Annotated in this window: 26 protein-coding genes; 12 read left to right on the forward strand and 14 right to left on the reverse strand. The window is 38.9% G+C overall.

The genetic code is table 11. The annotated features are described in order from the left end of the window. Positions 1 to 4: 4 nt before the first annotated feature. From CCAL9328_RS01975 to CCAL9328_RS02000, 6 genes are all read right to left on the reverse strand, one after another. The gene (locus CCAL9328_RS01975; protein WP_169999888.1) at positions 5 to 2818 is read right to left on the reverse strand and encodes a formate dehydrogenase subunit alpha; all 2814 of its coding nucleotides are present in this window, start codon (positions 2816 to 2818) and stop codon (positions 5 to 7) included. A gap of 31 nt (positions 2819 to 2849) precedes the next feature. Beyond that, positions 2850 to 3023 carry a twin-arginine translocation signal domain-containing protein gene (locus tag CCAL9328_RS01980; RefSeq protein WP_169936762.1) on the reverse strand — a complete coding sequence of 58 codons (174 nt, stop codon included), beginning with the start codon at positions 3021 to 3023 and terminating at the stop codon, positions 2850 to 2852. A gap of 54 nt (positions 3024 to 3077) precedes the next feature. Then, the gene (locus CCAL9328_RS01985) at positions 3078 to 3800 is read right to left on the reverse strand and encodes a TorD/DmsD family molecular chaperone (RefSeq protein ID WP_169936764.1); all 723 of its coding nucleotides are present in this window, start codon (positions 3798 to 3800) and stop codon (positions 3078 to 3080) included. 340 nt (positions 3801 to 4140) lie between these two features. Beyond that, the gene (nspC, locus tag CCAL9328_RS01990; protein ID WP_211436820.1) at positions 4141 to 5283 is read right to left on the reverse strand and encodes a carboxynorspermidine decarboxylase; all 1143 of its coding nucleotides are present in this window, start codon (positions 5281 to 5283) and stop codon (positions 4141 to 4143) included. A 42-nt stretch (positions 5284 to 5325) separates the two neighbouring features. Further along, entirely contained in the window at positions 5326 to 5940 is a 615-nt protein-coding gene (locus CCAL9328_RS01995) for a non-canonical purine NTP pyrophosphatase (protein WP_169999889.1), read from the reverse strand. Beyond that, positions 5937 to 6431 carry a tetratricopeptide repeat protein gene (locus CCAL9328_RS02000; RefSeq protein ID WP_169936772.1) on the reverse strand — a complete coding sequence of 165 codons (495 nt, stop codon included), beginning with the start codon at positions 6429 to 6431 and terminating at the stop codon, positions 5937 to 5939. Before CCAL9328_RS02000 ends, CCAL9328_RS01995 begins: the two co-directional genes overlap by 4 nt. 97 nt (positions 6432 to 6528) lie before the next feature. Between CCAL9328_RS02000 and CCAL9328_RS02005 the strand changes: the two genes are divergently transcribed. From CCAL9328_RS02005 to CCAL9328_RS02020, 4 genes are read left to right on the forward strand one after another with little or no spacing between them, the layout of a single operon-like run. Then, complete coding sequence (locus CCAL9328_RS02005) at positions 6529 to 7830, forward strand: MFS transporter (protein ID WP_169999890.1); 1302 nt, start codon at positions 6529 to 6531, stop codon at positions 7828 to 7830. Between the two features lie 15 nt (positions 7831 to 7845). Continuing rightward, positions 7846 to 8985 (forward strand): BaiN/RdsA family NAD(P)/FAD-dependent oxidoreductase, encoded by a 1140-nt coding sequence (locus CCAL9328_RS02010; RefSeq protein ID WP_349304184.1) that lies wholly within the window; start codon positions 7846 to 7848, stop codon positions 8983 to 8985. A 10-nt stretch (positions 8986 to 8995) separates the two neighbouring features. Next, on the forward strand, positions 8996 to 9457 hold the full coding sequence (locus CCAL9328_RS02015) for a ribonuclease domain-containing protein (protein ID WP_169936776.1): 462 nt from the start codon (positions 8996 to 8998) through the stop codon (positions 9455 to 9457). Continuing rightward, complete coding sequence (locus CCAL9328_RS02020; protein ID WP_169936778.1) at positions 9447 to 9746, forward strand: barstar family protein; 300 nt, start codon at positions 9447 to 9449, stop codon at positions 9744 to 9746. The genes CCAL9328_RS02015 and CCAL9328_RS02020 overlap by 11 nt, the downstream gene beginning before the upstream one ends. A 45-nt stretch (positions 9747 to 9791) precedes the next feature. On the opposite strand, the gene CCAL9328_RS02025 is transcribed toward CCAL9328_RS02020, so the two are convergent. After that, on the reverse strand, positions 9792 to 10988 hold the full coding sequence (locus tag CCAL9328_RS02025) for a molybdenum cofactor synthesis domain-containing protein (protein ID WP_169971989.1): 1197 nt from the start codon (positions 10986 to 10988) through the stop codon (positions 9792 to 9794). Positions 10989 to 11138: 150 nt separating this feature from the next. On the opposite strand from CCAL9328_RS02025, the gene yedE reads away from it, so the two are divergent. Beyond that, positions 11139 to 12200 carry a YedE family putative selenium transporter gene (yedE, locus tag CCAL9328_RS02030; RefSeq protein ID WP_169936782.1) on the forward strand — a complete coding sequence of 354 codons (1062 nt, stop codon included), beginning with the start codon at positions 11139 to 11141 and terminating at the stop codon, positions 12198 to 12200. Positions 12201 to 12241: 41 nt separating this feature from the next. On the opposite strand, the gene CCAL9328_RS02035 is transcribed toward yedE, so the two are convergent. After that, a complete protein-coding gene (locus CCAL9328_RS02035) occupies positions 12242 to 12676 on the reverse strand; it encodes a molybdopterin synthase catalytic subunit (protein ID WP_169936784.1) in 435 nt (144 codons plus the stop codon). Between the two features lies 1 nt (position 12677). Further along, entirely contained in the window at positions 12678 to 12905 is a 228-nt protein-coding gene (locus CCAL9328_RS02040) for a MoaD/ThiS family protein (RefSeq protein WP_169971992.1), read from the reverse strand. Between the two features lie 196 nt (positions 12906 to 13101). Here CCAL9328_RS02040 and CCAL9328_RS02045 point away from each other — a divergent pair, with 196 nt between their 5' ends. Then, entirely contained in the window at positions 13102 to 14316 is a 1215-nt protein-coding gene (locus CCAL9328_RS02045) for a saccharopine dehydrogenase family protein (RefSeq protein ID WP_169971993.1), read from the forward strand. A gap of 29 nt (positions 14317 to 14345) precedes the next feature. Here CCAL9328_RS02045 and CCAL9328_RS02050 read toward each other — a convergent pair whose 3' ends face one another. From CCAL9328_RS02050 to CCAL9328_RS02060, 3 genes are all read right to left on the reverse strand, one after another. Next, positions 14346 to 14840: a low molecular weight protein-tyrosine-phosphatase gene (locus CCAL9328_RS02050; protein ID WP_194239574.1), complete on the reverse strand. Its 495-nt coding sequence runs from the start codon at positions 14838 to 14840 to the stop codon at positions 14346 to 14348. A gap of 34 nt (positions 14841 to 14874) precedes the next feature. Next, positions 14875 to 15345 (reverse strand): MARVEL/CASP family protein, encoded by a 471-nt coding sequence (locus tag CCAL9328_RS02055; protein ID WP_169936790.1) that lies wholly within the window; start codon positions 15343 to 15345, stop codon positions 14875 to 14877. Between the two features lie 127 nt (positions 15346 to 15472). Further along, entirely contained in the window at positions 15473 to 16876 is a 1404-nt protein-coding gene (locus tag CCAL9328_RS02060) for a carbon starvation CstA family protein (RefSeq protein WP_169936792.1), read from the reverse strand. A gap of 208 nt (positions 16877 to 17084) precedes the next feature. On the opposite strand from CCAL9328_RS02060, the gene CCAL9328_RS02065 reads away from it, so the two are divergent. Continuing rightward, positions 17085 to 17912, forward strand: coding sequence for an ABC transporter substrate-binding protein (locus CCAL9328_RS02065; RefSeq protein ID WP_169936794.1), 828 nt, complete (start codon positions 17085 to 17087; stop codon positions 17910 to 17912). A gap of 33 nt (positions 17913 to 17945) precedes the next feature. Here CCAL9328_RS02065 and traT read toward each other — a convergent pair whose 3' ends face one another. Further along, on the reverse strand, positions 17946 to 18521 hold the full coding sequence (gene traT, locus CCAL9328_RS02070; RefSeq protein WP_169936796.1) for a complement resistance protein TraT: 576 nt from the start codon (positions 18519 to 18521) through the stop codon (positions 17946 to 17948). A 157-nt stretch (positions 18522 to 18678) separates the two neighbouring features. Here traT and CCAL9328_RS02075 point away from each other — a divergent pair, with 157 nt between their 5' ends. Genes CCAL9328_RS02075 through CCAL9328_RS02095 form a run of 5 tightly spaced genes read left to right on the forward strand, consistent with a single transcriptional unit; the run spans position 18679 to position 22786 of the window. Further along, positions 18679 to 18906, forward strand: a complete 228-nt coding sequence (locus tag CCAL9328_RS02075) for a FeoA family protein (RefSeq protein WP_169936798.1) — start codon at positions 18679 to 18681, stop codon at positions 18904 to 18906. Further along, positions 18897 to 21416: a ferrous iron transport protein B gene (gene feoB, locus CCAL9328_RS02080; RefSeq protein WP_169999891.1), complete on the forward strand. Its 2520-nt coding sequence runs from the start codon at positions 18897 to 18899 to the stop codon at positions 21414 to 21416. The genes CCAL9328_RS02075 and feoB overlap by 10 nt, the downstream gene beginning before the upstream one ends. Positions 21417 to 21438: 22 nt before the next feature. Continuing rightward, positions 21439 to 21747, forward strand: coding sequence for a hypothetical protein (locus CCAL9328_RS02085; RefSeq protein WP_169936802.1), 309 nt, complete (start codon positions 21439 to 21441; stop codon positions 21745 to 21747). Between the two features lie 30 nt (positions 21748 to 21777). Beyond that, on the forward strand, positions 21778 to 22596 hold the full coding sequence (locus CCAL9328_RS02090; RefSeq protein ID WP_169936804.1) for a DUF4198 domain-containing protein: 819 nt from the start codon (positions 21778 to 21780) through the stop codon (positions 22594 to 22596). 49 nt (positions 22597 to 22645) lie between these two features. Beyond that, positions 22646 to 22786, forward strand: coding sequence for a FeoB-associated Cys-rich membrane protein (locus CCAL9328_RS02095; RefSeq protein ID WP_169936807.1), 141 nt, complete (start codon positions 22646 to 22648; stop codon positions 22784 to 22786). 263 nt (positions 22787 to 23049) lie between these two features. Here CCAL9328_RS02095 and fdh3B read toward each other — a convergent pair whose 3' ends face one another. Next, the gene (fdh3B, locus tag CCAL9328_RS02100) at positions 23050 to 23610 is read right to left on the reverse strand and encodes a formate dehydrogenase FDH3 subunit beta (protein WP_169936809.1); all 561 of its coding nucleotides are present in this window, start codon (positions 23608 to 23610) and stop codon (positions 23050 to 23052) included. Position 23611 lies beyond the last annotated feature (1 nt).

Here is a 23611-nt window from a genome sequence, read left to right on the forward strand (position 1 = left end):
CTCCTTACGCCTTCTCTATCCTACACAAACCACCTTTTGTTTCAGGGATTTGAGTAACAATATCATATCCGTAATTCGCAACAGTGTTTGCACTCTCGCCTACGGCAAAAGGTTTAGTTCCATCAGGGAAATTTCCCGTCATATCAACGCCCTGCATAACACCCGTAAAGTGAAATGGCAAGAACACCATACCAGGAAGAACAGACGGAACAACACGTGCCTTGACTTTTATCTTCATGCCTTCAGGTGAATGTATCCATATCATATCGCCGTCTTTAAGATTATAATCTTTAGCCATATCAGGATGGATGTCGGCAAACATTTCAGGTGTTAGTCTTGCTAGGTATTTACTAGCTCTAGTTTCCATACCTGCACCACTCATATTTACTAAGCGAGCAGTTATTAAGTTTACAGGAAATTCTTTTGAGAAATCCTTGCTTAGCTGCAAGCTCTTGTATTGAGTATGAACACGATAGTGGTTTGGCTTATCTTCAAAGCTTGGATACTTTTGCGCTAGGTCATGACGTGGTGAGTGCAATGGCTCTCTGTGTTTTGGAATTTGATCGACAAATGTCCAAACAATAGTTCTAGCTCTTGCATTTCCATATGGAGCAATGCCCTTTTCCATACATTTTTTAGCGATTATACCACTTCCGTCAGTCGCCCATGTAGCGCCCATTGCTTCACGCTCTTCATCGGTTAGAGTTATGCCAAGCACTGCTTCGATATTTGCTTTTGTTATTTGAGGATAACCGCCGTTTACAACACCCCCAACAGGAGCAGAGCCCTCAGCTGCCAACTGGCTAACACCGTTGTGCTCTAGTCCAAAGCGATTTCTAAAGCCCATACCGCCTTTCATAACAGGAACATCTACGTTATATAGTATCGGGCTGCCTGGGTGATCTTCTGTCCAGCAAGGCCATGGAAGTCCGTAGTACTCTCCCTCAACAGGAGTTCCTGGTTTACCAAGAAGTGTTTTCTCGTCAAATTTATCCCAGTTTTCTTGGTGATTTTTTAGTCTTTCAGGCGTCCAACCGGTAAGGCCGATAGATTTTACTATTTTTGCTATTTCGCGAGTTGCTGCTTCAGGCCATTCAATGTTACCGTTTGCATCACGGATAGTGCGAGTTAGTTCATCATAGAATCCCAAACGCTTAGCTAGCTCAAATAAAATTTCATGATCCGGTTTGCTTTCATACATTGCGTTAGAAATTTTGCTTCTCCATTGACCGCTTCTGTTTGTAGCTACAACTGTTCCGCTGTTTTCAAACTGTGATGTAGCAGGAAGTAAAAATACATTATCTTTTTTGTTTGTTATAATTCCCGCTTCATTTACAAATGGATCGGCTAAAACCAAAAGCTCCAACGCGTCAAGACCCTCTTGAACCTTAACTTGTTGAGCAGTTGAAGTTATACCGTTGCCTATAACAACAAGAGCCTTTAGTGCATCTCCCGCATTTTCTATCGCATCATTTCCATCTTTGCCGTTTAATGCACCTGCCCACCATCTAGCTAGTGTAAAGCCGGGTTTAAACATCCATTCAGGTTTGATGTAATTTTTTTGTAACCATTCGTATTCTACGCCCCACATTTTGGCAAAATACTTCCAAGTTTCTTCATTTTTAGCATAATAACCAGGTAAGCTATCAGGAGCATTTGCCATATCGCTAGCACCTTGAACGTTATCGTGACCGCGAAGGATGTTACAGCCGCCGCCCTCTTTACCCATGTTGCCTATAACTAATTGCAAAATAGAAGCTATACGAGTATTTGAACTACCGATAGTGTGTTGTGTTAGACCCATTGCCCATACTACACATCCGGGTTTGTTTTTAGCAAAAGCTTCTGTTACTTCAAGTAGTTTTTCAGGCTTGCAGCCGGTTACATCCTCAACTACTTCAGGTGTCCAGTGCTCAGCCTCTTTACGAATTTCATCCATTCCATAAACACGATCTTCGATAAATTTCTTATCTTCCCAGCCGTTTTTAAAGATCAAATGCATCATACCATACATAAACGGTATGTCTGTTCCAGGACGAATTTGAGCAAAAATATCAGCTTTTGCCGCAGTTCTTGTGTATCTTGGTTCAACTACGATTAGTTTCGCACCGTTGTTTTCTTTAGCCTTTAAAAAGTGTCTAAAACCAACAGGGTGATTTACCGCTGGGTTTGCACCTATTATAAATATAGATTTTGAGTTTTGGATATCTCCAAGGTGGTTTGTCATCGCGCCATAACCCCACGTATTCGCCACACCGGCGACTGTTGCGCTATGTCAAATTCTTGCTTGGTGATCTAGATTATTTGTCCCAAACATCGCAGCAAATTTACTGATGTAGTAACTCTGCTCGTTGCTGTCTTTAGCTGAACCCAAAAACATTACTTGCTCAGGGTTTTTCTCGCGATATTTTTTTAGTTGTTCACCTATTCTATCAAGTGCTTCTGTGTAGCTTATACGCTTCCATTTGCCATTTTCTTTTACCATTGGGTATTTTACACGGCAGTGTGAGCGAACCATATCTATAACGTCGCTACCTTTACAGCAGTGTCCACCTGCACTAATTGGGTGATCTTGTGCTACCTCTTGGCGTACCCAAACTCCGTCTACGACTTCGCCCATTACACCACAGCCTACAGAGCAAATACTGCAAATCGATTTAACCATTTTTGAACCCGGATATGGGTTGCCTATCTCATGAGCCGTAGCTTTTCTAACGGCATCACTAGCAAATGCACTACCTGCACCGGCAATAGCACCCAAGGATGCCATTTTAAGAAAAGAGCGTCTGCCCACTAAAGGCGATGCATTTTCTCTCATTTCCTCTTCCTTTCCTTATTATTGTTTTTATCTATTTTGCTTGTTTATAGTAAAATTCCCAAGTTTTACTTCTTTTATATAAAACTTGCTTTGTTTGCTCGTCCTCTTTAACTTCGAGCGCCTTAGATCCAACAGCTACGGCACCCACCGCAGTTGTTCCTAACATAAGTTTTTTTATAAACTCACGTCTACTCTTTTTTTCCATAAAGTTTCCTTTCCGTGTTATAGCCACTCTTTTTTATTATCGTTCTTATTTCGTTTATACATCACTACTAAGCTCTCGCTCAAGGCGTTTAGCTCGTCTGTTTTGTTCTCTTCTTAAAACCTCTGAGCGTGATACTCCGTCTTGAACCTTTATCTTTCTATCTACGATAGGTTTTGGTGTTTCGTAAAAAATTCTTTCAAATTCTATAAAATTTTGTAGAATGATACAGGCTAGCGCATAAGCGTCTGAATTTTCATGCTCATAAACAGCATCTATGAAGTCATCTATGTTTGGATTTATAATAGTTTTAAAAAGCTGTGAGGCAAATTCTCCACTCTCTTCGTCATCTGAAATTTGAGAATTTAAAAACTCTTGCATAAGCGCAAAACAAAATCCAACATTGTCTTCATTCTCTTTAAAATCTACTTCATTTCTTCTGATCTTGGTTTTAGCAAGTATTTTTCTAACTCTAGCACACGCACTTCCGGTCTCATAACCCTCTTCATAAAAAGAAAAACTGTTGTGTATAGCATGTGGTGGAGCATGAAATATATCGTCGTATTCTTGCACGATATTTTCAAGGTTTTGTGTATTAAATTTTAATAAAAGGTTGTCTATTGCTTTGGCGCATTCATCATTAAGAGGGGACTGTTTTATGATATTTAAAAGGTCTAAAACCTTATCATAGCGATTTTGTTTATCTGTAAAAACAAAAAGTTGCGAAAATAGCAGATAATAAATTCGCCTAGCGTTTAAGACACTTTTTGTATCGCTCATTTTATTTCCTTATTTTAAGCTCCCTAAAGAAGCCATTTTGATAACTCAATATTATCCATTTTTGAAAATTTATCACAACTTTGCTTAGTAGCTAGTCTTAAAAAAATATAAGTTTTTAAAATTAAACGTTACTTAAATATGCCTTAATTGCATATTATAATTTTGATGTTTTTGTGCGATTTTCGTGTTAAAACTACATCGAAATCTTTTACAAAACTCACAGAAGATATAACAAAGTTGCCTTTTAAAAGCTATTTGCCCAATCCAAAAAAGTAAAAATTCTAAAAAGCAACTCGTTTTTCATATAAGCATATCCGACTTTTTGGTCAAATTTATAATTTTAATTTCTATCTCGGTAGCTCTCAAAGCCAAACTTCCTAAGCGTCTTTATCTCGCCGTTTTGTTTAAGCAGGAGCAAATCGGGCAGCATAATACCGTTAAAAGTCGTGTTTTTTACGATTGTGTAGTGAATTTGATCCTCAAATATTACCTTGTCGCCGATCTTTAATTCGTTCTCGAATTTATAGTCTGCATTTCCTGCATCTTGCCCTACGATATCTCCTGCTAAACAAGTGTTGCCTCCAAAACGATAACTAAATTTGCCATTTTTACTCTCGCCTCTTACGGCAGGGCGATAAGGCATGAGGATGGTATCTGGCATGTGCGCCTCGGCAGAAGTATCTAAAATGGCGATATTTTTCTCATTTTCTACTATATCAAGCACACTTGAGATCAAAAATCCAGTCTGCCAGCCAACTGCCTCTCCAGGCTCAAGATAAACCTCGACGCCGTATTTCTCATGGAAATTTTTAATAAGCGAGATGAGCAGATCTACATCATAATCATCTCTTGTGATATGGTGTCCGCCACCAAAATTTATCCATTTCATCTTTGGTATAAACTCTCCAAATTTCTCCTCAAACGCCATTAACACGGTCTCTAAGCTTTGCGCACTCTCCTCACAAAGTGCATGAAAATGCAGCCCCGTGATACCTTCCAGCATTTCAGGCTTGAAATTTGCCCTTGTGATACCAAGACGGCTAAATTTAGCACATGGATTATACATATCAGTTGGCGACGCAGAGCTCTCTGGGTTGAGGCGAAGCCCACAAACTACGCCGTTTGCTAGCGCTTTATCTTTAAATTTCGCCCATTGATTAAAGCTATTAAAAACCACGTGTTTTGAGATAGCCATTATCTCCTCAAAATCCTCATCTTTAAAGGCTGGAGAGTAGGTGTGGATCTCGCCTTTTACGAACTCATGAGCGAATTTTGCCTCCCAAAGTCCGCTACAAGTCGCTCCGTCAAGATACTCGCTAACAATATCCATAACTCCGCTTAGAGCAAAGCCTTTAAGCGCGACTAAAATTTTAGCCCCACTCTCATCTTTAACACGCTTTAAAAGCTCTAAATTTTTACGCAAAAGCGCCTCTTCGCAGACGTATGCCGGGGTTTTTATCGAATTTATTACATCATTTATCATTTTATTCCTTTATATTGCAAAAGTCGTTTTTGCGCTCTAGCGCTACTTAAATTTCTTTTTTAACGACTTTAATACAAATTTAATAAGCAAAAGCCCTTTTGAGCGATGTGAAATTTCAAGCTTCACATCATCTTTGAGCTCTCCGAGTGTATGATTAAAACCGTTTGGGATAAAAAGCGCGTCATATCCAAAACCGTTTTCACCTCTTTCTTCATCAATCGCCATTCCGTTCATAAAACCATGTGCGCTAAATTCACCGTATTTTGAAGCCACTGCGATACAGGCCGTATAATGCGCCTTTGAGCTTTTAACGTTTTTATTTTTTAGTCCTTCGATCAGCTTTGCACGGTTGCTAGCATCAGTAGCTCTCTCACCACTATATCTAGCCGAGTAAATTCCGGGCGCGCCACCTAAAACATCGACACTTATGCCACTGTCATCGCTTAATGCGATAAATTCATCTTGCAAATTTAACTCGCAAAGCTTCTTAAAAACCGCGCGAACTTTGATGAGTGCATTTTGCTTAAAGTCCTCTCCGCTTTCAACTATCTCAAACGGCGACATGATCTCGCTTAATGCGTAAATTTCATACTCTTTTAGAAATTCTCTTATCTCTTTTACCTTACCTTTGTTTGATGTTGCAAGTACTATTTTCATTTGTTTTGCTCACAAAATTCTTTATCGATCATACATGCTTTTTTATGATACTCGCTTGCTATACTTTCATCTTTTTTTATAACTTCACCCATACCAACCGTATGCAATCTAGCAAGATAAGCGCAAGATAGAGCATCTTGTAGTTCACACGCCTTTTTCAAAGCCTCAAAACCACCTTTAATATCTGAACTTCCCATTAAAAGTCGCCCTAGTTTTGCGCAAGCTAACGCATGATCAAACTCGCAAGCTTTGGTAAATCTCTTAATTGCCGATGGTTTATTTTGCGCATGCAAATAAAGCTGACCATCCGCATAACACGCCTGCGCATGGTTCATAGCGCACGCACTATCTACGTTTTTCTTAGCCTTATCATAGTCCTTAACTTTCATTGCCGCTTCAAAATTTTCAAAATGCTTTTGTGCGGTATCCGGCTTAGCGCAACCCACCAGCAAAATCATCACAAACAAAATCCCCGCAAAGAATTTATACATCCTCGCTCCTTAAAAAATAATACGGATTTTATCAAAAAACGCTTTAAATTTTAAGTCTTTTTAGTGTAAAATCTATATTTTTCAAAGGAAATTTTTAATGTTTAAAAGCGTTTTGCCTATATCTTTTATCATTGGTAGTAGATTTTTTGGTATTTTTATCATTCTTCCGGTTATCAGCCTTTATGCGCTTGAGCTTGATGGTTCAAACGAATTTCTAATCGGCGTTCTAATCGGTGTTTATGCGCTCATGCAGGTGATCTTCCAGATACCTTTTGGCTATCTTTCGGATCGTTTCGGACGCAAGGTTACACTACTTTTTGGACTTTTAGTCTTTATCGTCGGTGGATTTATCTGTGCGTGGGCGCAAGATATTTATACCATGATTCTTGGTCGTTTAGTCCAAGGCGTAGGCGCGATAGGTGGCGTGGCGACGGCACTTATAAGCGACAACACAAAAGAAGAGATGCGCGGTAAGGCTATGGCGATAATGGGTGGCTTTATCGGAGTTTCATTTGCGCTTTCAATGCTTATAGCTCCAGCAATGAGCGCTAAATTTGGACTTTCAAGCCTCTTTTATCTTAGTATCATGCTTACTTTTTTAAGCATTATCTTACTCTACACTCTAGTGCCAAAAGAGCAAAAGATAGAGTCTTTTCGTTCAAAAACTCCATTTTTCAAACTAATCTCAAATAAAAATTTATTTCTCATGAACACTACAAATTTTATGCAAAAGATGCTGATGTCTGTCGCATTTTTGATAATTCCTATCGTCTTAGTGCATGATTTTGGCTGGGATAAACAAGAGCTTTGGAAAATCTACTCCATTTCCACGGTATTTGGTTTTATGGCCATGGGCGTGGGCGGAGCGATGGGAGAAAAAAGAGGGCTTGGAAAGCAACTTTTGCTCATAGGAATTTTACTATTTATTGCGGCTTATCTACTTTTTGGCTTTAGCGCAAACGAGATCATGTTTTGTGCAGGGATCGTGATGTTTTTCATCGGCTTTAATCTCCACGAACCAATAATGCAATCAATCGCCTCAAAATTTGCAAAAGCAGGAGAAAAAGGTGCCGCACTTGGAGTGTTTAACTCTTCTGGCTTTATGGGGACATTTATCGGCGGAGTTGGCGCGGGTGCTTTACTCAAATTTTTCGATCTTGACGCTCTTTGCGGAGTCTTTATTCTGCTTTGCATAGTTTGGCTTATACTTTTAACAAGACTTGATAATCCCGCTTTATTTAAAAATTTATACCTAGAGCTTTCTAAGAGTCTAAATTTAAATGAAATTTCACAACTAAAAGGCATAGTTGAGTGCTATAAAACACAAACAAACTATGTGATAAAATACAACTCGCAAATCATAACCCAAGATCAGCTCAAAGAAGCACTAGGAATTTAAGGCATTAGCGATAAAGTGGATAAAATTTATGACGTTTTAATCATCGGTGCAGGCGCTTCAGGGCTCTTTCTAGCAGCAAATTTAAAAGCAAAAAACGTAGCTATCCTTGAGAAAAATCCATCCGCCGGAAATAAAATTTTAATCAGTGGCGGAGGTCGTTGTAATATCACAAATAGGCACATCAGCGAGCAAAACTACCTTACAGATAGTAAATTTATAAAAAAAGCCTTGAATGCGTTTAAGTTTAATGATGTTTTAGACTTTTTTAAAAATATCGAATTTAAAGAGCAAAAAGAGTCGCAGTTTTTTACAAAAAGCTCTTCCAAAAGTGTTTTAAACACGCTTTTACAAAAGATAAATGCTAAAATTTTTTACAACACCGAGGTTATAAACGCTAGTAAAAACGGTGAAATTTTTGAAATTTTATCAACAAAGGGCGAGAAATTTTATGCCGTAAATTTAGTCGTAGCAACCGGGGGTATAAGCTATAAAAGGCTTGGAGTAAGCGATATAGGGCTTAAAATCGCACAAAATTTCGGGCTCAAAACGATAAATTTCTCCCCTGCCCTAGTTGGCTTTAGCGTTCAAAAAAGCGAATTTTGGTTTAAAGAACTAAGCGGAATTAGCCTAAATGCTAAAATGTCTGTAGGTGATAAAATTTTACAAGGCGACATACTTTTTACACACAAAGGCATTAGCGGTCCTTGCGTGCTTAACGCCTCACTTTTTTGGCAAAAGGGGACAATTAGTATAAATTTCTTACCAAATTTCGAGCCTAAGAATTTAACCCAAGGCAAAAAACAACTAACAAGCGTCCTGCCTTTGCCAAAGAGATTTGTGCTTGAATTTCTACGTCAAAACAACCTACAAGACGCTGCTTTTAGCGAATATAGCAATGATGAAAAGGCTAAAATTTTAGAGCTTTTTAACTATCGTTTCGCACCTGCCGGGACATTTGGATTTAACAAAGCAGAAGTGTCTAAAGGTGGGGTTACTACTGCACAAATTGATGAAAATTTCCAGAGCAAGGATATTAAAAATTTATACTTTATCGGCGAAGTTTTAGACGTTACCGGCATGCTTGGCGGTTATAATCTCCACTTTGCTTTCACAAGTGCCAAAATCGTCTCAAACGCGCTTAATAAGGTATATTAACGGAATTCAAATGAACAAAAAAACGATTTTATCTCTTGTATTTTTACTTGCGGTATCTATAAATTTCTTTATAAATCAACCAAGCAACACGCCAAACCAAATCCAACAAACACAGACAAATATCGATAAAAACGGTGTTTATACAAGCAAAAAAGAAGTTGCTAGCTATGTCTTTTACTACAAACATCTTCCAAATAACTACATAACTAAAAAAGAAGCTTTAAAGCTTGGTTGGCAGGCAAACAAAGGCAACCTATGGGAAGTGGCCAAAGGTAAAAGTATCGGTGGAGATGTTTTTAGAAATTTTGAAAGAAAACTTCCCGAGGCAAAAGGTCGTATATGGCGCGAGGCGGATATCGACTACAAAGGCGGCAAGCGTGGCGCAAAACGCATAGTATTTTCAAACGACGGGCTGATATTTTATACCGCCGATCATTATGAGAGCTTTGAACAAGTAAAAAATGAAAAGTAAAGCTTCAAAACACACAAGATACGTCATCGACGCTAGTAAGATAACAGACAAACAAAGCTTACTATCTTGTATTCAAGTCGCTTTCTTTCCACATCTTAATGAATGCGCTAAAAATTTAGACGCGTTTTGGGATGAGTTAAACTCTTTGCGAAACGGTAAAATTTTAATAAAAAACGCACAAATTTTACTCAACACCAAAGATGACTTTGCACAAAATATGCTTACCTTTTTAAATGCCTTAAAAGATGAGGGCTGGAAGATAAAATTTAAAGAGGCAAAAGACGCTTGATGTTTGCATTTACCTCTCAATGCTAGTTTAAAACCCAAAGCCGATCTAAACCATCCTTAAAATTTCAACAACCTCGCCTTTAGCGATAAATTCCGTCTCTTTTGGCACTATCAAAAGTGCGGCTTCGTTGGTTAGGTTATTTACTATCGCGGAGCTTCCTAGCTTTTTACCGTCTAAATTTGCATAAATTTTACCATCTCTCACACTTAAATTTACAGCCGTAAATTCTAAAAATGGCGAACGTTTCGTGTAGTCTTCATCAAGTATCGCCGTTAGTTTTGGCTCGCTTACACCAAACCAAGCATTAAGCAAGACGCGCACGTAAAGCACGCACATAACCATCGCCGAGTAAGGAAAACCAGGAAGTGCAAATATGTATTTATCGCCTGAAGTAGCGACTTTTATATGACGTCCCGGTTTTATGCCCGCCCCATCTATAATGATATTAAAATTATCTTTTAGTGCCGCCTTTACAAAGTCATAGTCCCCCATACTAACGCCACCTGTAGTAATTAACACGTCAGCACTCTTAAGAGCGTTTACTATGGCTTCTTGCACGAGTTCTTTTTTATCGCGAACTATCTCGCAAACTATCGGCTCAGCTCCCATTTTTTGCATCATCATGGCCAAGGCGATATGGTTTGAACTTCTAATTTGTGCCGGATTTTCAAGTGCTTCACCAAGGTCTTTTATCTCGCTTCCGGTTGCAAGTATCGCGACTCTAGGACGGATAAAAACGCTTACATGAAATTCTCCAAGCTCGGCAAGAAGAGCGATCTCGGCATAACCTAGCTTAGCGCCTTTTTTGATTAAAATTTCTCCTTTTTTATAGCTTTCGCCTATTTCACGCACGGCAAAACCCTTTGGCACTTGTTTTTTAATTAAAATTTTATTGCCGTTTATTTCGACGTTTTCAACCGGTATAAGCGTGTCTGTCCCTTTGCTCATAAGCGAACCAGTAAAAGTTTTTATGCATTCATTTTCATTTATAACTAGCCCTTTATCGGTACCTGCGGGCAAATCAGTCGTTAAATTTAGTTCACTTAAATTTTGACTCCATTTAAAGGCGTAGCCGTCCATTGCCGAAAGCTCTCTTGAGGGATAGTTGTCTTTTGCGACTATATCGACGGCTATATAGCGGTCAAGCGCTTGCGTAATGGCTACTTTTTGCACATTACTCCAAGGCTTTACCGTTGATCTTAAAATTTCTAGCGTATCTTCATATTTTGCCCATTGTTTCACACTATTCTCCTATTTTAAAACTTTTAAATATGCATCATTGTAACATTTTTGCATTAAATAATCAGTATTATTTTATTTGTTTTTTATTTTATTGAGTGTAGAATTCGACCTTAGAAATCAGGTTGGTTTTATCTTAATTCAGGAAATTTCATGAATAATTTCAAATGGTATATAGTCGCTGGTGCGGCTTTGGGTGCTTTGGGTGCGCTTTTAGTCTATCTTGGCAATCCAGGAAACATGGGTGTTTGCGCTGCATGCTTCTTAAGAGATACGACAGGAGCTCTTGGTTTTCACAATGTAGCCACATTGCAATATCTAAGACCGGAGATCATTGGTCTAATTTTTGGCGGATTTTTAGCCAGTGTGTTTTGGACTAAAGAATTTACACCGACAACCGGTTCATCGCCTTTTACGAGATTTTTCTTAGGCGTTTTTGCAATGATAGGTTGCCTTGTATTTTTAGGTTGTCCATGGAGAGCATTTTTACGACTTGGTGGCGGAGATATGAGTGCGATAGCCGGATTTTTAGGTATCGCAGTCGGAGTTAGTGCCGGTATCTTCTTTAAAAAACGTGGATATGCTTTAAACGAGGGCGTAAAAATACAAGCCGCGATAGGAATTTTACCTGTTATCATGGCGGTTATTCTTCTTTTAGCTTTGATTTTTGGACTTAAAGTAGGCAACGGTGCGATATTTGCTTCCGAAAAAGGTCCTGGTGCTATGCATGCAAGCATACTTGTTTCGCTTGTTGCAAGCGTAATTATCGGTATATTTATGCAAAAAAGTAAATTTTGTAGCGTAGGCGCTTTTAGTAAAGCGTTTAGAGGTGACTTTTCGATGTTTTCCGGCATTATTAGCATTATCGTTTTTGCCACAATAGTAAACATTATCTTTGGTCAATACAAATTCGGTTTTGAAGGACAGCCTATCGCGCACAACCAATACATCTGGAACTTTTTGGGCATGATGTTGGCAGGTCTTTGCTTTAGCCTAAGCGAGGGTTGCCCTGGCAAACATTTAGTGCAGATGGGGACTGGAAATTTAAGCTCAGTGATCTTTGTTATCGGCATGATGGCAGGAGCAGCATTTGCTCACAACTTCATACTTGCAAGTTCACCAAAAGGTATAACGGACGCTGCGCCTTATGCGCTTTTGATCGGTTTTGCTTTTGCTGTTTATGTTGGAGTATTTAATAAAAAAGTAACAGCCTAATGGTTAAAGACGGGGTGAAATTTATCACTCCGTTTATCTTATCACGCCAAAAGTCCAGCACCGTTTATCGCCTGAGAGCGATCTTTGGCATAAATTCTCTCGCCATCTATCACATCGTATTTCCAAATCGGTGCATTTGCCTTAAAATCCTCGACAAATTCATTTATAAGTCTTAATGCAACCTTCCTCTGTGGGCTTACGACACCTGCTATATACGAGCTAGTATGCACTGCCACATCACCTTTTGAGTGAGCAAAAAGCACAAACGCTCCCTGTTCTGCCGCCCTTTGCTCCCAAGCGTTAAACCATTTTTTCAGTATAGGCTCATACACATCAAAGCTTAGCGCGCTTATGCCACCCTCTTCACGCACGATACCAGTAAAGGTAATGAGCGCTCCGCAGTTTTTATCTTTAACATCGTTATACCAACGATTTGTTATCTTGCAAACATCAAGACTTCCGTCGTAAAGTTCCATCTCAACCTCCGCAAATCGGTGGCAATATAGAAATTTTATCGCCATCTTTTAGAGGTGTATCAAGACTTGTTACAACATCGTCATTAACCGCTACCGCACAAATTTTAAGCCACTCATTTAGCTCAAGCTCGTTGCATTCGCCAAGTTTTTCTTTTACTTCACCCAAATTTGACGCTTGCATTTTGATATTTTGAAATTTAATAGGTCCTAAAAATTCGATCTCTACCATACAAATCCTTAACAATTTTATCTTCGTTCGTATGATAAAATAAAGGCGATTAAGCAAAGCTTAACAGCACTTGAACAAGAGAGAAATTACAAATTCATATCGTTAAAAACTCCGACATGACGCCTGATAAATATGTAAAGCCATAAATTTATATTAACTTTGATAAAATTAAGCTTTGAAAATTTAAGGAGCCAAAATGAAACATATTTTAATCATCGGGGCTGGCGGAGTAAGCCAAGTAGCGACCGTAAAATGCGCTATGAATAAAGACGTTTTTAGCAAGATAACCCTTGCAAGCCGCACAAAAAGCAAGTGCGATAACATAGCTAAATTTATAAAAGAGCGTTTGGGTGTCACTATAGATACAGCAAGCATAGACGCTGACGACACAGACGCGGTAGTAGAGCTTATCAAAAAAACGGGCGCGGACTTGCTACTAAACGTCGCACTTCCATATCAAGACCTAACGCTTATGGATGCGTGCGTGAAAGCCGGTATCCCATACATTGACACTGCAAACTACGAACATCCTGACACTGCGAAATTTGAGTATAAACTGCAATGGGCAAAGGATGAAAATTTCAAAAGCGCAAATACAATGGCGCTTCTAGGCTCTGGCTTTGACCCGGGTGTTACAAACGTATTTTGCGCCTACGCACAGCAAAATTTATTTGACGAGATTCACGAGATAGATATCCTAGACTGCAACGCAGGCGATCACGGATATGCATTCGCAACAAACTTCAACCCTGAAATCAACCTACGCGAAGTAAGCTCAAAGGGTAGATACTGGGAAAGTGGTAAGTGGATAGAAACCGAGCCTATGGAGATAGGATTTAAGTGGGACTACCCAAAAGTAGGCGTGAAAGACAGCTACTTACTATACCACGAGGAGCTTGAAAGTCTAGTGCAAAACATCAAAGGACTTAAGCGCATCCGCTTCTTTATGACATTTGGACAAAGCTATCTAACGCATATGAAGTGCCTAGAAAACGTGGGTATGCTACGCATAGACGAAGTCGAGCATAACGGCGTTAAAATCGTGCCTATACAGTTTCTAAAGACCCTACTTCCTGACCCTGCAAGCCTAGGTCCACGCACAAAGGGTAAAACAAATATCGGCTGCGTGATACGCGGACTAAAAGATGGCAAGGAAAGACAAGTTTACATATATAATGTATGCGACCACGAGGCTTGCTACGCCGAAACGGGAGCTCAGGCTGTTAGCTACACTACGGGCGTGCCTGCGATGATAGGCTCACTGATGGTAGCTAAAGGAATTTGGAGTGGCAAAGGTGTCTTTAACATGGAGCAGTTTGACGCGAAACCATTTATGGATGAGCTAAACAAACAAGGTCTTCCTTGGGAAATCATCGAGATGAACCCAGGCGAGAGATACGAGGTAAAGTAAATTTAAGGCGGATTTCCGCCTTTTTTGTTTTAAATTTTTTGCATTAAATACTCAAGTAAGCCTTCGCACGAACGGCTTATATCTTCATAGCATTTTTTAAAATCACGCGTATAATACGGATCGTCGATGATAAAATTCTTATGATCGGAAGCGTTTCTGCTTAAATTTTCTGGTGCAAATTCAAGCAGAAATTTTACCTTTTGACCAATATCTTCATGAGTGCCAAAAACTCTTTTTAAAGAGTGCATGTTTTCATCATCCATACAAAGGATCAGATCATGGTTTGCAAGATCGCAATGCGTTATCTGTGTTGCCTTGTGGTCTATAATGGGGATAGAGTTTTCACGTAAAATTCTAACAGTTTCATAGTATGGAGGCGAGCCGATCTCATCGGTATGCGTAGCTTTTGAGTCCACATAGATTTTATCATCAAGCCCATTTTGGCTGATTAAATTTTGCATAAATATCTGCGCCATTGGCGAACGGCAAATATTTCCATGGCAAACAAATAAAATTTTTATCATTTTTACTTCTTACTCGGTTTAAATTTAGTCCGTTTTAGGCTTGTTTTGAGTTGAAATTTTCAAGCTTCTCTTTGATAATACTTCTTATCTCATAGATTGATTTTTCATATATATTTGGCAAACTCGCATCACTCTCACCCGCATGATACATAAGTCCACGGATAAGTTCAAGGTCAAATTTGGCTCGACCAAAACTTACGACTAAAATTTCAACCCCACTCTTCTTTTCTACGATCTTCGTATAAACACCTTTTATATCGGCAAAGTAAAATTTAGCCTGCCTGCCTGCCTTTTTTATAACAAACCCGTCATTTTCTATCAAGATAAAACTCTCTTGAAATATCTTTTTCAAGCAAAACACAGCGCAAATCGCACTCACAACCATAGTAAATATCGCTGAAGCCCTGTAGTCGTAGTAATAATAAAGCACTCCGCCGATACAAAAAAGTATAAGAGAAGATAAAAGGTTGAGCTTAGCACCCCTTTTGTTTTCTAAAATTTTCATAAATGTTCCTTTTAGTGATTTAAAGGGGTGATTATATCAAAAAATATATGACGTTTAAATTTGATGTTTTATAAGCTAGGAGAAATTTGATCCCAAGGGTGGACCGCGCCACTCTTGGGACTACATTTTAGGCTTTGTTGCGTGGGATTTTAAGAAATGCTACCAAACAAGCAAACGAAACAACCACACCAATAGCGGTTGATACATTTAGCTCAAGCCCAAAACCTATCTTTGCATTTGCAAGATAAGTGGCAACTACAGCAGTCATAAACACAGCAGGTATCGTAGTGATCCAGTGAAATTTATTGGTTTTATAAAGATAAGCCGAAGCTGCCCATAGCATTATGGCAGCGGTTGTTTGATTTGCCCAACCAAAATATCTCCAAATGATATTAAAATCCTGAGTAGATACAAAGATACCAATGGCAAATAACGGCACAGCTATCATAAGCCTTTTAATTATCTCTTTTTGAGATAGCTTAAAAAAGTCTGCGATGATAAGACGAGCCGAGCGAAATGCCGTATCTCCAGAAGTTATAGGAAGTATAACGACACCCAAAACAGCTATGATACCGCCTACGCTACCAAGAAGTGCGATAGATATCTCATGAACAACACCGGACGGAGATCCTGCTGCAATAGCAGCACCTAAAAGCTCAGGACTTTCATAAAAGCTAAGTCCTAATGTGCACCAGATAAGACCGATAATACCTTCAAGTATCATCGCCCCATAAAATATCATGCGACCTGACTTCTCGTCTTGTATACATCTTGCCATAAGAGGTGATTGAGTCGCGTGAAAGCCAGAGATCGCGCCACAAGAGATAGTAACAAACAGTAAAGGCCAGATAGGCAGCCCTTTTGGATCGTAGTTAGTAAAAAAGTCAAGACCGACTGAGTAAAATTCCTTACCGCTAACTATAAGACCTATCGTAAGTCCAGCCGACATAAACAGTAGCAATGCCCCAAAAAATGGGTAAAATCTACCTATGATCTTATCAATAGAAACAAGCGTAGCAAGGATGTAGTAAGCAAATATGATAAATACCCACAAACTAACATCAAGTGAAGTAAGACCGGATAAAAGCTTAGCCGGACCAAGAACAAAAACCACTCCGACAAGAAGCAAAAGCACAAGCGCAAAGATATTCATAAAGTGTTTAGCCCATGTGCCAAGCCACTCGCCAACTACCGTAGGCACAGACGCGCCGTTGGCTCTAACGCTTAACATACCGGAAAAATAATCATGCACCGCACCAGCAAATATACAACCAAAAACTATCCAAAGCATAGCAACCGGTCCATAAAGCGCGCCCATGATCGGACCAAATATCGGACCAAGTCCTGCGATATTTAAAAGCTGTATCAAAAACACTTTTGGATTTGACATCTTGACATAATCCACACCGTCAGCCATCTGCATGGCGGGTGTTTTACGATCAGGGTTTATGACAAAGATCTTCTCAACTATCTTACCGTAAGTAAAATAGGCTAGTATAAGTAGCCCAACGCAAAAGAAAAACCAAATCATCGCTCATCCTTTGTTTTTAATTTTTATTAATTCTACTAAAATTTTATTTGGTTTTGGTAACAAAAACACTATTTTGTAAAATTTTCATACTCTTATCGGAAAAATTTGCACATTTCCATCTTGATCACACCTATAAATTTAAAAATACGCTCTTGTAAAATTTTGCAGATATGCTAAAATAGCATAATCTTAAAAATAAGGAGTTAAGATGAAAAAACTGTTATTGTTAAGTCTGCTTTTGGTTTCAAATTTCTACGCCGCAGAGTGTAGTAAAATTTACGGCAACGGCGCTACCGAGCTTAAACTAGCCACAGGAAGCCCTGGCGAACTTGGACTTTTAGAAGCTCTTGCAAACAGCTTTAACGCCAAAAATGATACAAAAATTTGCTGGATAAAAGCTGGTAGCGGTAAAGGGCTAAAGCTACTTGAAGACGGGAAAGTCGATATATCCATGACGCACTCTCCAAAAGAAGAAAAGGAGCTTGTTACAAAAGGTGCGGCTAAAAATCGAACGTTAATTGGGTCTAATGAATTTTACATCATAGGTCCAAAAGATGATCCCGCACAGATAAAAACCGCCAAAACCGCAGCCCAAGCATATACTAATATCGCAAACAAAAAGGCGCTATTTTATACAAGAGATGACAAAAGTGGCACTCACGTAAAAGAACTTAGCATATGGAAGCTTGCAAATATCACTCCTAGCGGCAAATGGTATAAGCCAAATCGTGATTTCATGCTAGCTACCTTACGCAAAGCCGATGAAACAAAAGGCTATTTTATGAGTGACTCAAGCACATATAAAAGTATCCAAAACGAGCTAAAAAACAGCGAAGTGCTATTTGCAGGAGATAAGGTGCTTGTAAATGTTTATGTCGCCATGAGTGCGAAAAATGCACCAAAAGAGGCTGATAAATTTATAGAATTTCTAAAAAGTGATGAAGCGCAAGAAATTTTTCAAAACTACGGCAAAAAAGAATTTGGTGTGGCGCTTTACGAAGATGCCTCTTACGCACAAAAATACTTCATTCCTTAAAACTAAACAGGGGCAAACTAGCCCCTTTTCATCTTAAAATTTATAAAAAAACGCAACGATCTGCTCTGCTAGACGCTGTTTAAAAAACGGCCAAATATAACTTGGCGAGTAAGTCGAACCGCCATGCGATAGCGTTATCATCGTGCTTTTATCACCATCCTTACTCTTAATCAGCACACTTGCATTTAAAACATATATATAGCTATTTGTGTAGAAGTCATCATCATAATATCCAAGCGGAAAGCCTAAACCAAATGCACCAAAAGGCCTTCGTCCAAAGCCATATCCCATGTAAAATCTAGCCCTATTTTCATCTCTTTTTGTAAATCTATCAAAGCTTTGAACATCGCCGATCACAACATAATCAGCCGTTTTTGCCTCACTACTTACTCTAAAACCGCGCTTTATAAACTCCGTAGCGATATCTGAGTTTACGCTCATATCGCCGCTTGCGCTATTTTTAAAATTTATAAACACACTTTGGTTGTTATCGCTTGTTTGGATAAATAACGCTTCGCTCGTTTTAGAAGAAATTTTAGGAGTGCCACTTGAGGCGCATCCAAAAAACATAAATGCCACAAATAAAACGGATAAAATTTTAAATTTCATTTTCTTCTCCTTGAAATTTGCCTATTTTAGCACAAAAAATCAAACCGTAAAGCAAAGGATTTGTTTTTATAAAACCGTTTTATATTATATTAAAGAGCAAGGTTATATAATTACTTCTATAATAATTATCACTTTTATAGTGTGCAGGGGTATTTTTATGAATTTAGACGAAGTAGCGACAGGGCAAACATATAAAATAGTATCCATAAATGCCAACGGAAAGTTGATGCAAAAACTTCTTGACATGGGATTTGTTATAGGAGCGCAGATAGAAGTTATAAGAGAAGCTCCACTATCAGACCCGATGGAGATAAAAATACACAGCTATCTTATCTCGCTTAGAAAGAGTGAAGCAATGCTTATCAAGGTTGAACAATGTCTATAAAAGTAGCTCTTGCAGGTCAACCAAACTGTGGCAAATCAACGATATTTAACATGGTAAGCGGCATACGCCAGCATATCGCAAACTATCCAGGTGTTACGGTAGATAAAAAGTCGGGGTATTTTAGCGTAGGTGATATCGACATCGAGATGGTTGATCTTCCAGGCACTTACTCTTTTAGTTCATACTCTCTTGAAGAAAAAGTTGCAAAAGAATTTATCATAAACGAAAGTCCCGACATCATCCTAAACATAGTCGATGCGTCAAATTTAAAGAGAAATTTATATCTTACCTTTCAACTTCTTGAGGTTGGGGTGCCGGTTGTCATAGTCTTAAACATGAGCGATGTGGCAAATCGTCGCGGCATAATCATCGATGCTAAAAAAATGAGTGAATTTTTAGGTTGTCCCGTGATAGAGGCAAGCGCCGCAAAGGGGCAAGGTAAAGATGAGATACTAGAAATTTTAAGAAAGACAAGTGAATTAAAAGAAAATTATCAAGAATTTCGCGCCAACTACGACGAGCTTGAAGAGTATATCTTAGAGCTTGAAAATGAAGTAAATTTAGAAGATAAAACAGCCATTAGCAAAAGATGGCTTTGCATAAAGGCACTTGAAAAAGACCAAACCATACTTGAAATACTAAAATCCACACACAAAGATATAAATTCAAAAATAACCGCCTTAAGAGAGAAATTTAACTCCAAACTTGGTAAGAATATCGAGACTTTTTTGGCATCATTTAGATATGAAAACGCTGATATTATATTTAACGAATGCGTGAGTGAAACCAAAAAAGGCGAACTAACTACGACAGATAAAGCCGACAAGATCATCTTAAACAAATGGCTAAGTTTTCCTATCTTATTTTTGATAATCTTCATCACATACGAGCTAAGCATCGTCTTTGGCTATCATCTTACAAACTATACCTGGCCTGTGCTTGCAGCTATTAAAAATTTCATAATAGATATATCTCCATCGGCTGATATCGCACGTATCCCTTTAATAACCGATATGGCAGTTTGGCTTGCAAATTCTACAATAGCGCTCTTAAACTATCTGCCGATATTTTTTATACTTTTTGCATTAATCGCCATAATGGAAGACGTCGGTTACATGCCTAGAATGGCGTTTATCTTAGATAAGTTGTTTAGAAAATTCGGTCTTCACGGGCAAAGCACGCTACCATTGGTGCTTGGTGGAGCATTTGTAGGAGGTTGTGCGGTACCTGGAGTAATGAGCACAAAAGGTATATCAGACGATAGAGCCAGGATGGCAACCATCCTTACTGTTCCTTTAATGAACTGTCTTGCTAAAGTGCCGTTTTACACCTTGCTTCTTGGAGCGTTTTTCCCGACACAAATGAGCATAATGCTCTTTTATATATCTACAGTTACCGTTCTAGCAGCACTTTTGATAGCCAAGCTCTTAACCTCAACCGTTTTAAGAACAAGAGAGACAGCGCCATTTGTTATGGAGCTGCCGCCATATCATATGCCGACCTTTAAAGGTGTGATACTAAGATCTTGTGAGCGTGTTTGGATATATATAAAAAAGGTCTGTACTATCGTTGTTGCCGTAGCCGTGATACTTTTTGTCCTTTTACAATTTCCTGGACTTTCTAAAGAAAAGCAAGAACACTACACAAACGAAGAGCAAGTGCTACTTGCAAGCTTTGATAAAGTCGTTAAAAAATCAAGCTACTACTCGTTGGTTGATAGCAGAGAAGAGGTGGCTTCGCTTTTAAATTTCTATGACGGATACCGAGCCAAAAAGATGAGCGGTAGTAAAGGCGTAGACGAGAAATACCAAGAGGATAATCCGGAATTCTATAAATTTCTAGTTCCTAAAAACGATAAAGACGCAAAGCTTATAAACGGAGCTCTTAGAAAGCTATCAACCGGAAGAAATAAAATTTTAAGAGAGCAAAAAAACGACAAGATAGAAAGCTCGTTACTTGGCATGGCTGGTCGTGCACTTGAGCCTATATCACAGTTTGCGGGATTCGACTGGAAGATAAACGTAGCCTTTTTAAGCTCATTTGCAGCACGCGAATCAGCAGTCGCAACGCTTGGAAGTATATATGAGTCAAACAAAGACTCAAGCTCGATAGCAACCGTAAGTGACGATAGCAATACAACCAGCTCAACGATAGCCGATGAAAGCAGCTTAAGACCTGAAGAAATGATGGCTAAAAACAGCGGTTACACACCGCTTCATGCGGCTTCTATCATTATCTTTATGCTTTTAACGCCTCCTTGTATCGCAACCATGATTGTGGTTAAAATGCAAACAAACAGCTGGGCATGGATGTGTTTTGGGATATTCTTCCCGTTTGGCCTAGCTCTAGCCGTAGCCTCGCTCTTTTTTACCGTTTCAAGCATATTTGGCATTAGTGGTTTAGAGGCGATTAGCTGGTATTATTTCACGCTTTTATTTGCAGTTTTAGTGCTTTGGTTTTTACCTGAAAAGAGGAAAAACTGGAGTGGCGGCATAGTAAAAAATAGATAATAAATTTTAAAAAGGAGAGAGAATGAAAAAACTTTTATTTTCATCATTTTTAGTTGCTCTTATGAGCCAAGCAGCCCTTGCACATACGGCTCTTATGAGTTGTTTTGACAACGGAGACGGCACTATCACTTGCGAGGGTGGTTTTAGCGACGGCTCAAGCGCGGCTGGAGTTGAATTTAAAGCTATTCAAGGCGATAAAGTAGTTGCAGAGGGCAAATTTGATAAAGATAGTGCTTTTACTTTTAAAAAACCAGAGGGCGAGTATAAGGCTAGAATGTTTGCCGGCGAGGGTCACGAGGTTGTTATAAATTCAAAAGACATAGCAGAGTAAATTTCAAATCAATTCATCAAAAGGATAAAAATGAAAAAAATTCTTACTTCTTCGGTAGTTGCGGGGTTATTGGCTAGTTCGGCATTTGCGCACTTTCAAATGCTTTACACTCCAGAGTCGGCTCTTGAAAAAGGTACAAATTTAAATTTGAAATTAGTTTTCACTCATCCATTTGCAGATGAACACACCATGGATATGGGTCTTCAAGAAGATAAAAGCAGAGCTAATGTAGTTGACTTTTATGTAGTCCATAAAGAGAAAAAAACCGACCTAAAAGACAAATTAAAAGAGATAAAATTTAAAGGTAGCCACAACGAAGGTATAGGTTATGAGGCGGCTTACCAGGCAAGAGGCATGGGAGACCATGTGTTTGCGCTAACTCCTGCACCGTATTTTGAAGCCAACGAGGGCTCTTACATACAACAAATTACAAAAGCGGTAGTAAACGTTGCAGGACTTCCTACCAACTGGGATGCAGAACTAGGTCTAAAAGCCGAGATCGTGCCTTTAACAAAACCTTACTCTATCTGGGCTGGAAGCACTTTTACAGGTATCGTTAAGTCAGAGGGTAAGCCTGTTCCTTTTGCAGAAATAGAAGTTGAATACCTAAACCACGATATAGACGTTAAGAAAAACATGACAAACAAGACTGCAAACGTAGAAGCTCCTCAAGATAGCTTTGTAACACTTGGTATCAAAGCCGACGCTAACGGAGTGTTTACATTTGGTATCCCAAAAGCCGGTTGGTGGGGATTTGCAGCGCTTGGAGTAGGTCCTGATAACGAGTATAAAGGCAAAGAATTAAGCCAAGATGCTGTTATTTGGGTTCAAGCCAAGGATATGAAGTAAAATTTATCGGGCGAGCTTTCTCGTCCGAATTTAACCAAAAGGACAAAAGATGGCATGGTATGAATCAGTTATCTTAATAGCAATCGCCGTAGCCGCAGGGTATTATCTTTACATAAAAGAATTTAAAAAAAGAGACTGTGGATGCGGAAATGGTAAAAACTGCCAAACTAAAACTAAAAAATACGACTAAATTTCACACTTATTTCATTCAAATTTAGGAGCGTTTAGCTTCTAAATTTATATTTATTTGTCTATAAATTTTATAAATAAAAACAAATTCACATTACAAAACGGTTCTTATCAAAAAGAAATAAAAATGATAAATATTATCTTTAAAATCTATGAAATTTACTATAAATTTTATAGTTAGTAGGTTAAATTTACCGCTGGATGGTTAAAGAAATTTTGACAAGGTTAAACGACTTTTATCGCCTAACCCGTCAAATTTATATATTACAGACCAAGACCTGTGTTTCTTGTTAGAACACGTTTACGATAAACGTTTGAAACTTCGGTTGCGTCACCTACCAAAAGTGCATTTGTCGCACATATGGCAGCGCACATAGGCACTTTACCCTCTGCTATGCGGTTTTGTCCGTATAGTTCAAGCTCTTCATGAGAGAAAGTCTCCTCAGGACCACCAGCACACATTGTGCATTTATCCATCTCGCCCTTGATGCCAAAAGCGCCGTCTCTTGGAAACTGTGGCGCTCCAAAAGGACAAGCATAAAGACAGTAACCACAACCTATACACTTGTTTTTATCATGAAGCACGATACCGTCTTCGCGGATATAAAAGCAGTCCACCGGACAAACTTGCTCACAAGGTGCGTCCGTGCAGTGCTGACAGGCTATGGAAGTAGAGATCTCTTTGCCATGCACTCCGTCAAAGAGTGTAATAACCTTACGGCGGAAAATCCCTACCGGAACTTCGTGAGCCGAAGAACAAGCGACTTGACAACCAAAACAGCTTATACATCTGTTATTATCTACGTAAAATTTCATTCTTGCCATT

The sequence above is a fragment of the Campylobacter sp. RM9328 genome, from assembly GCF_012978615.1.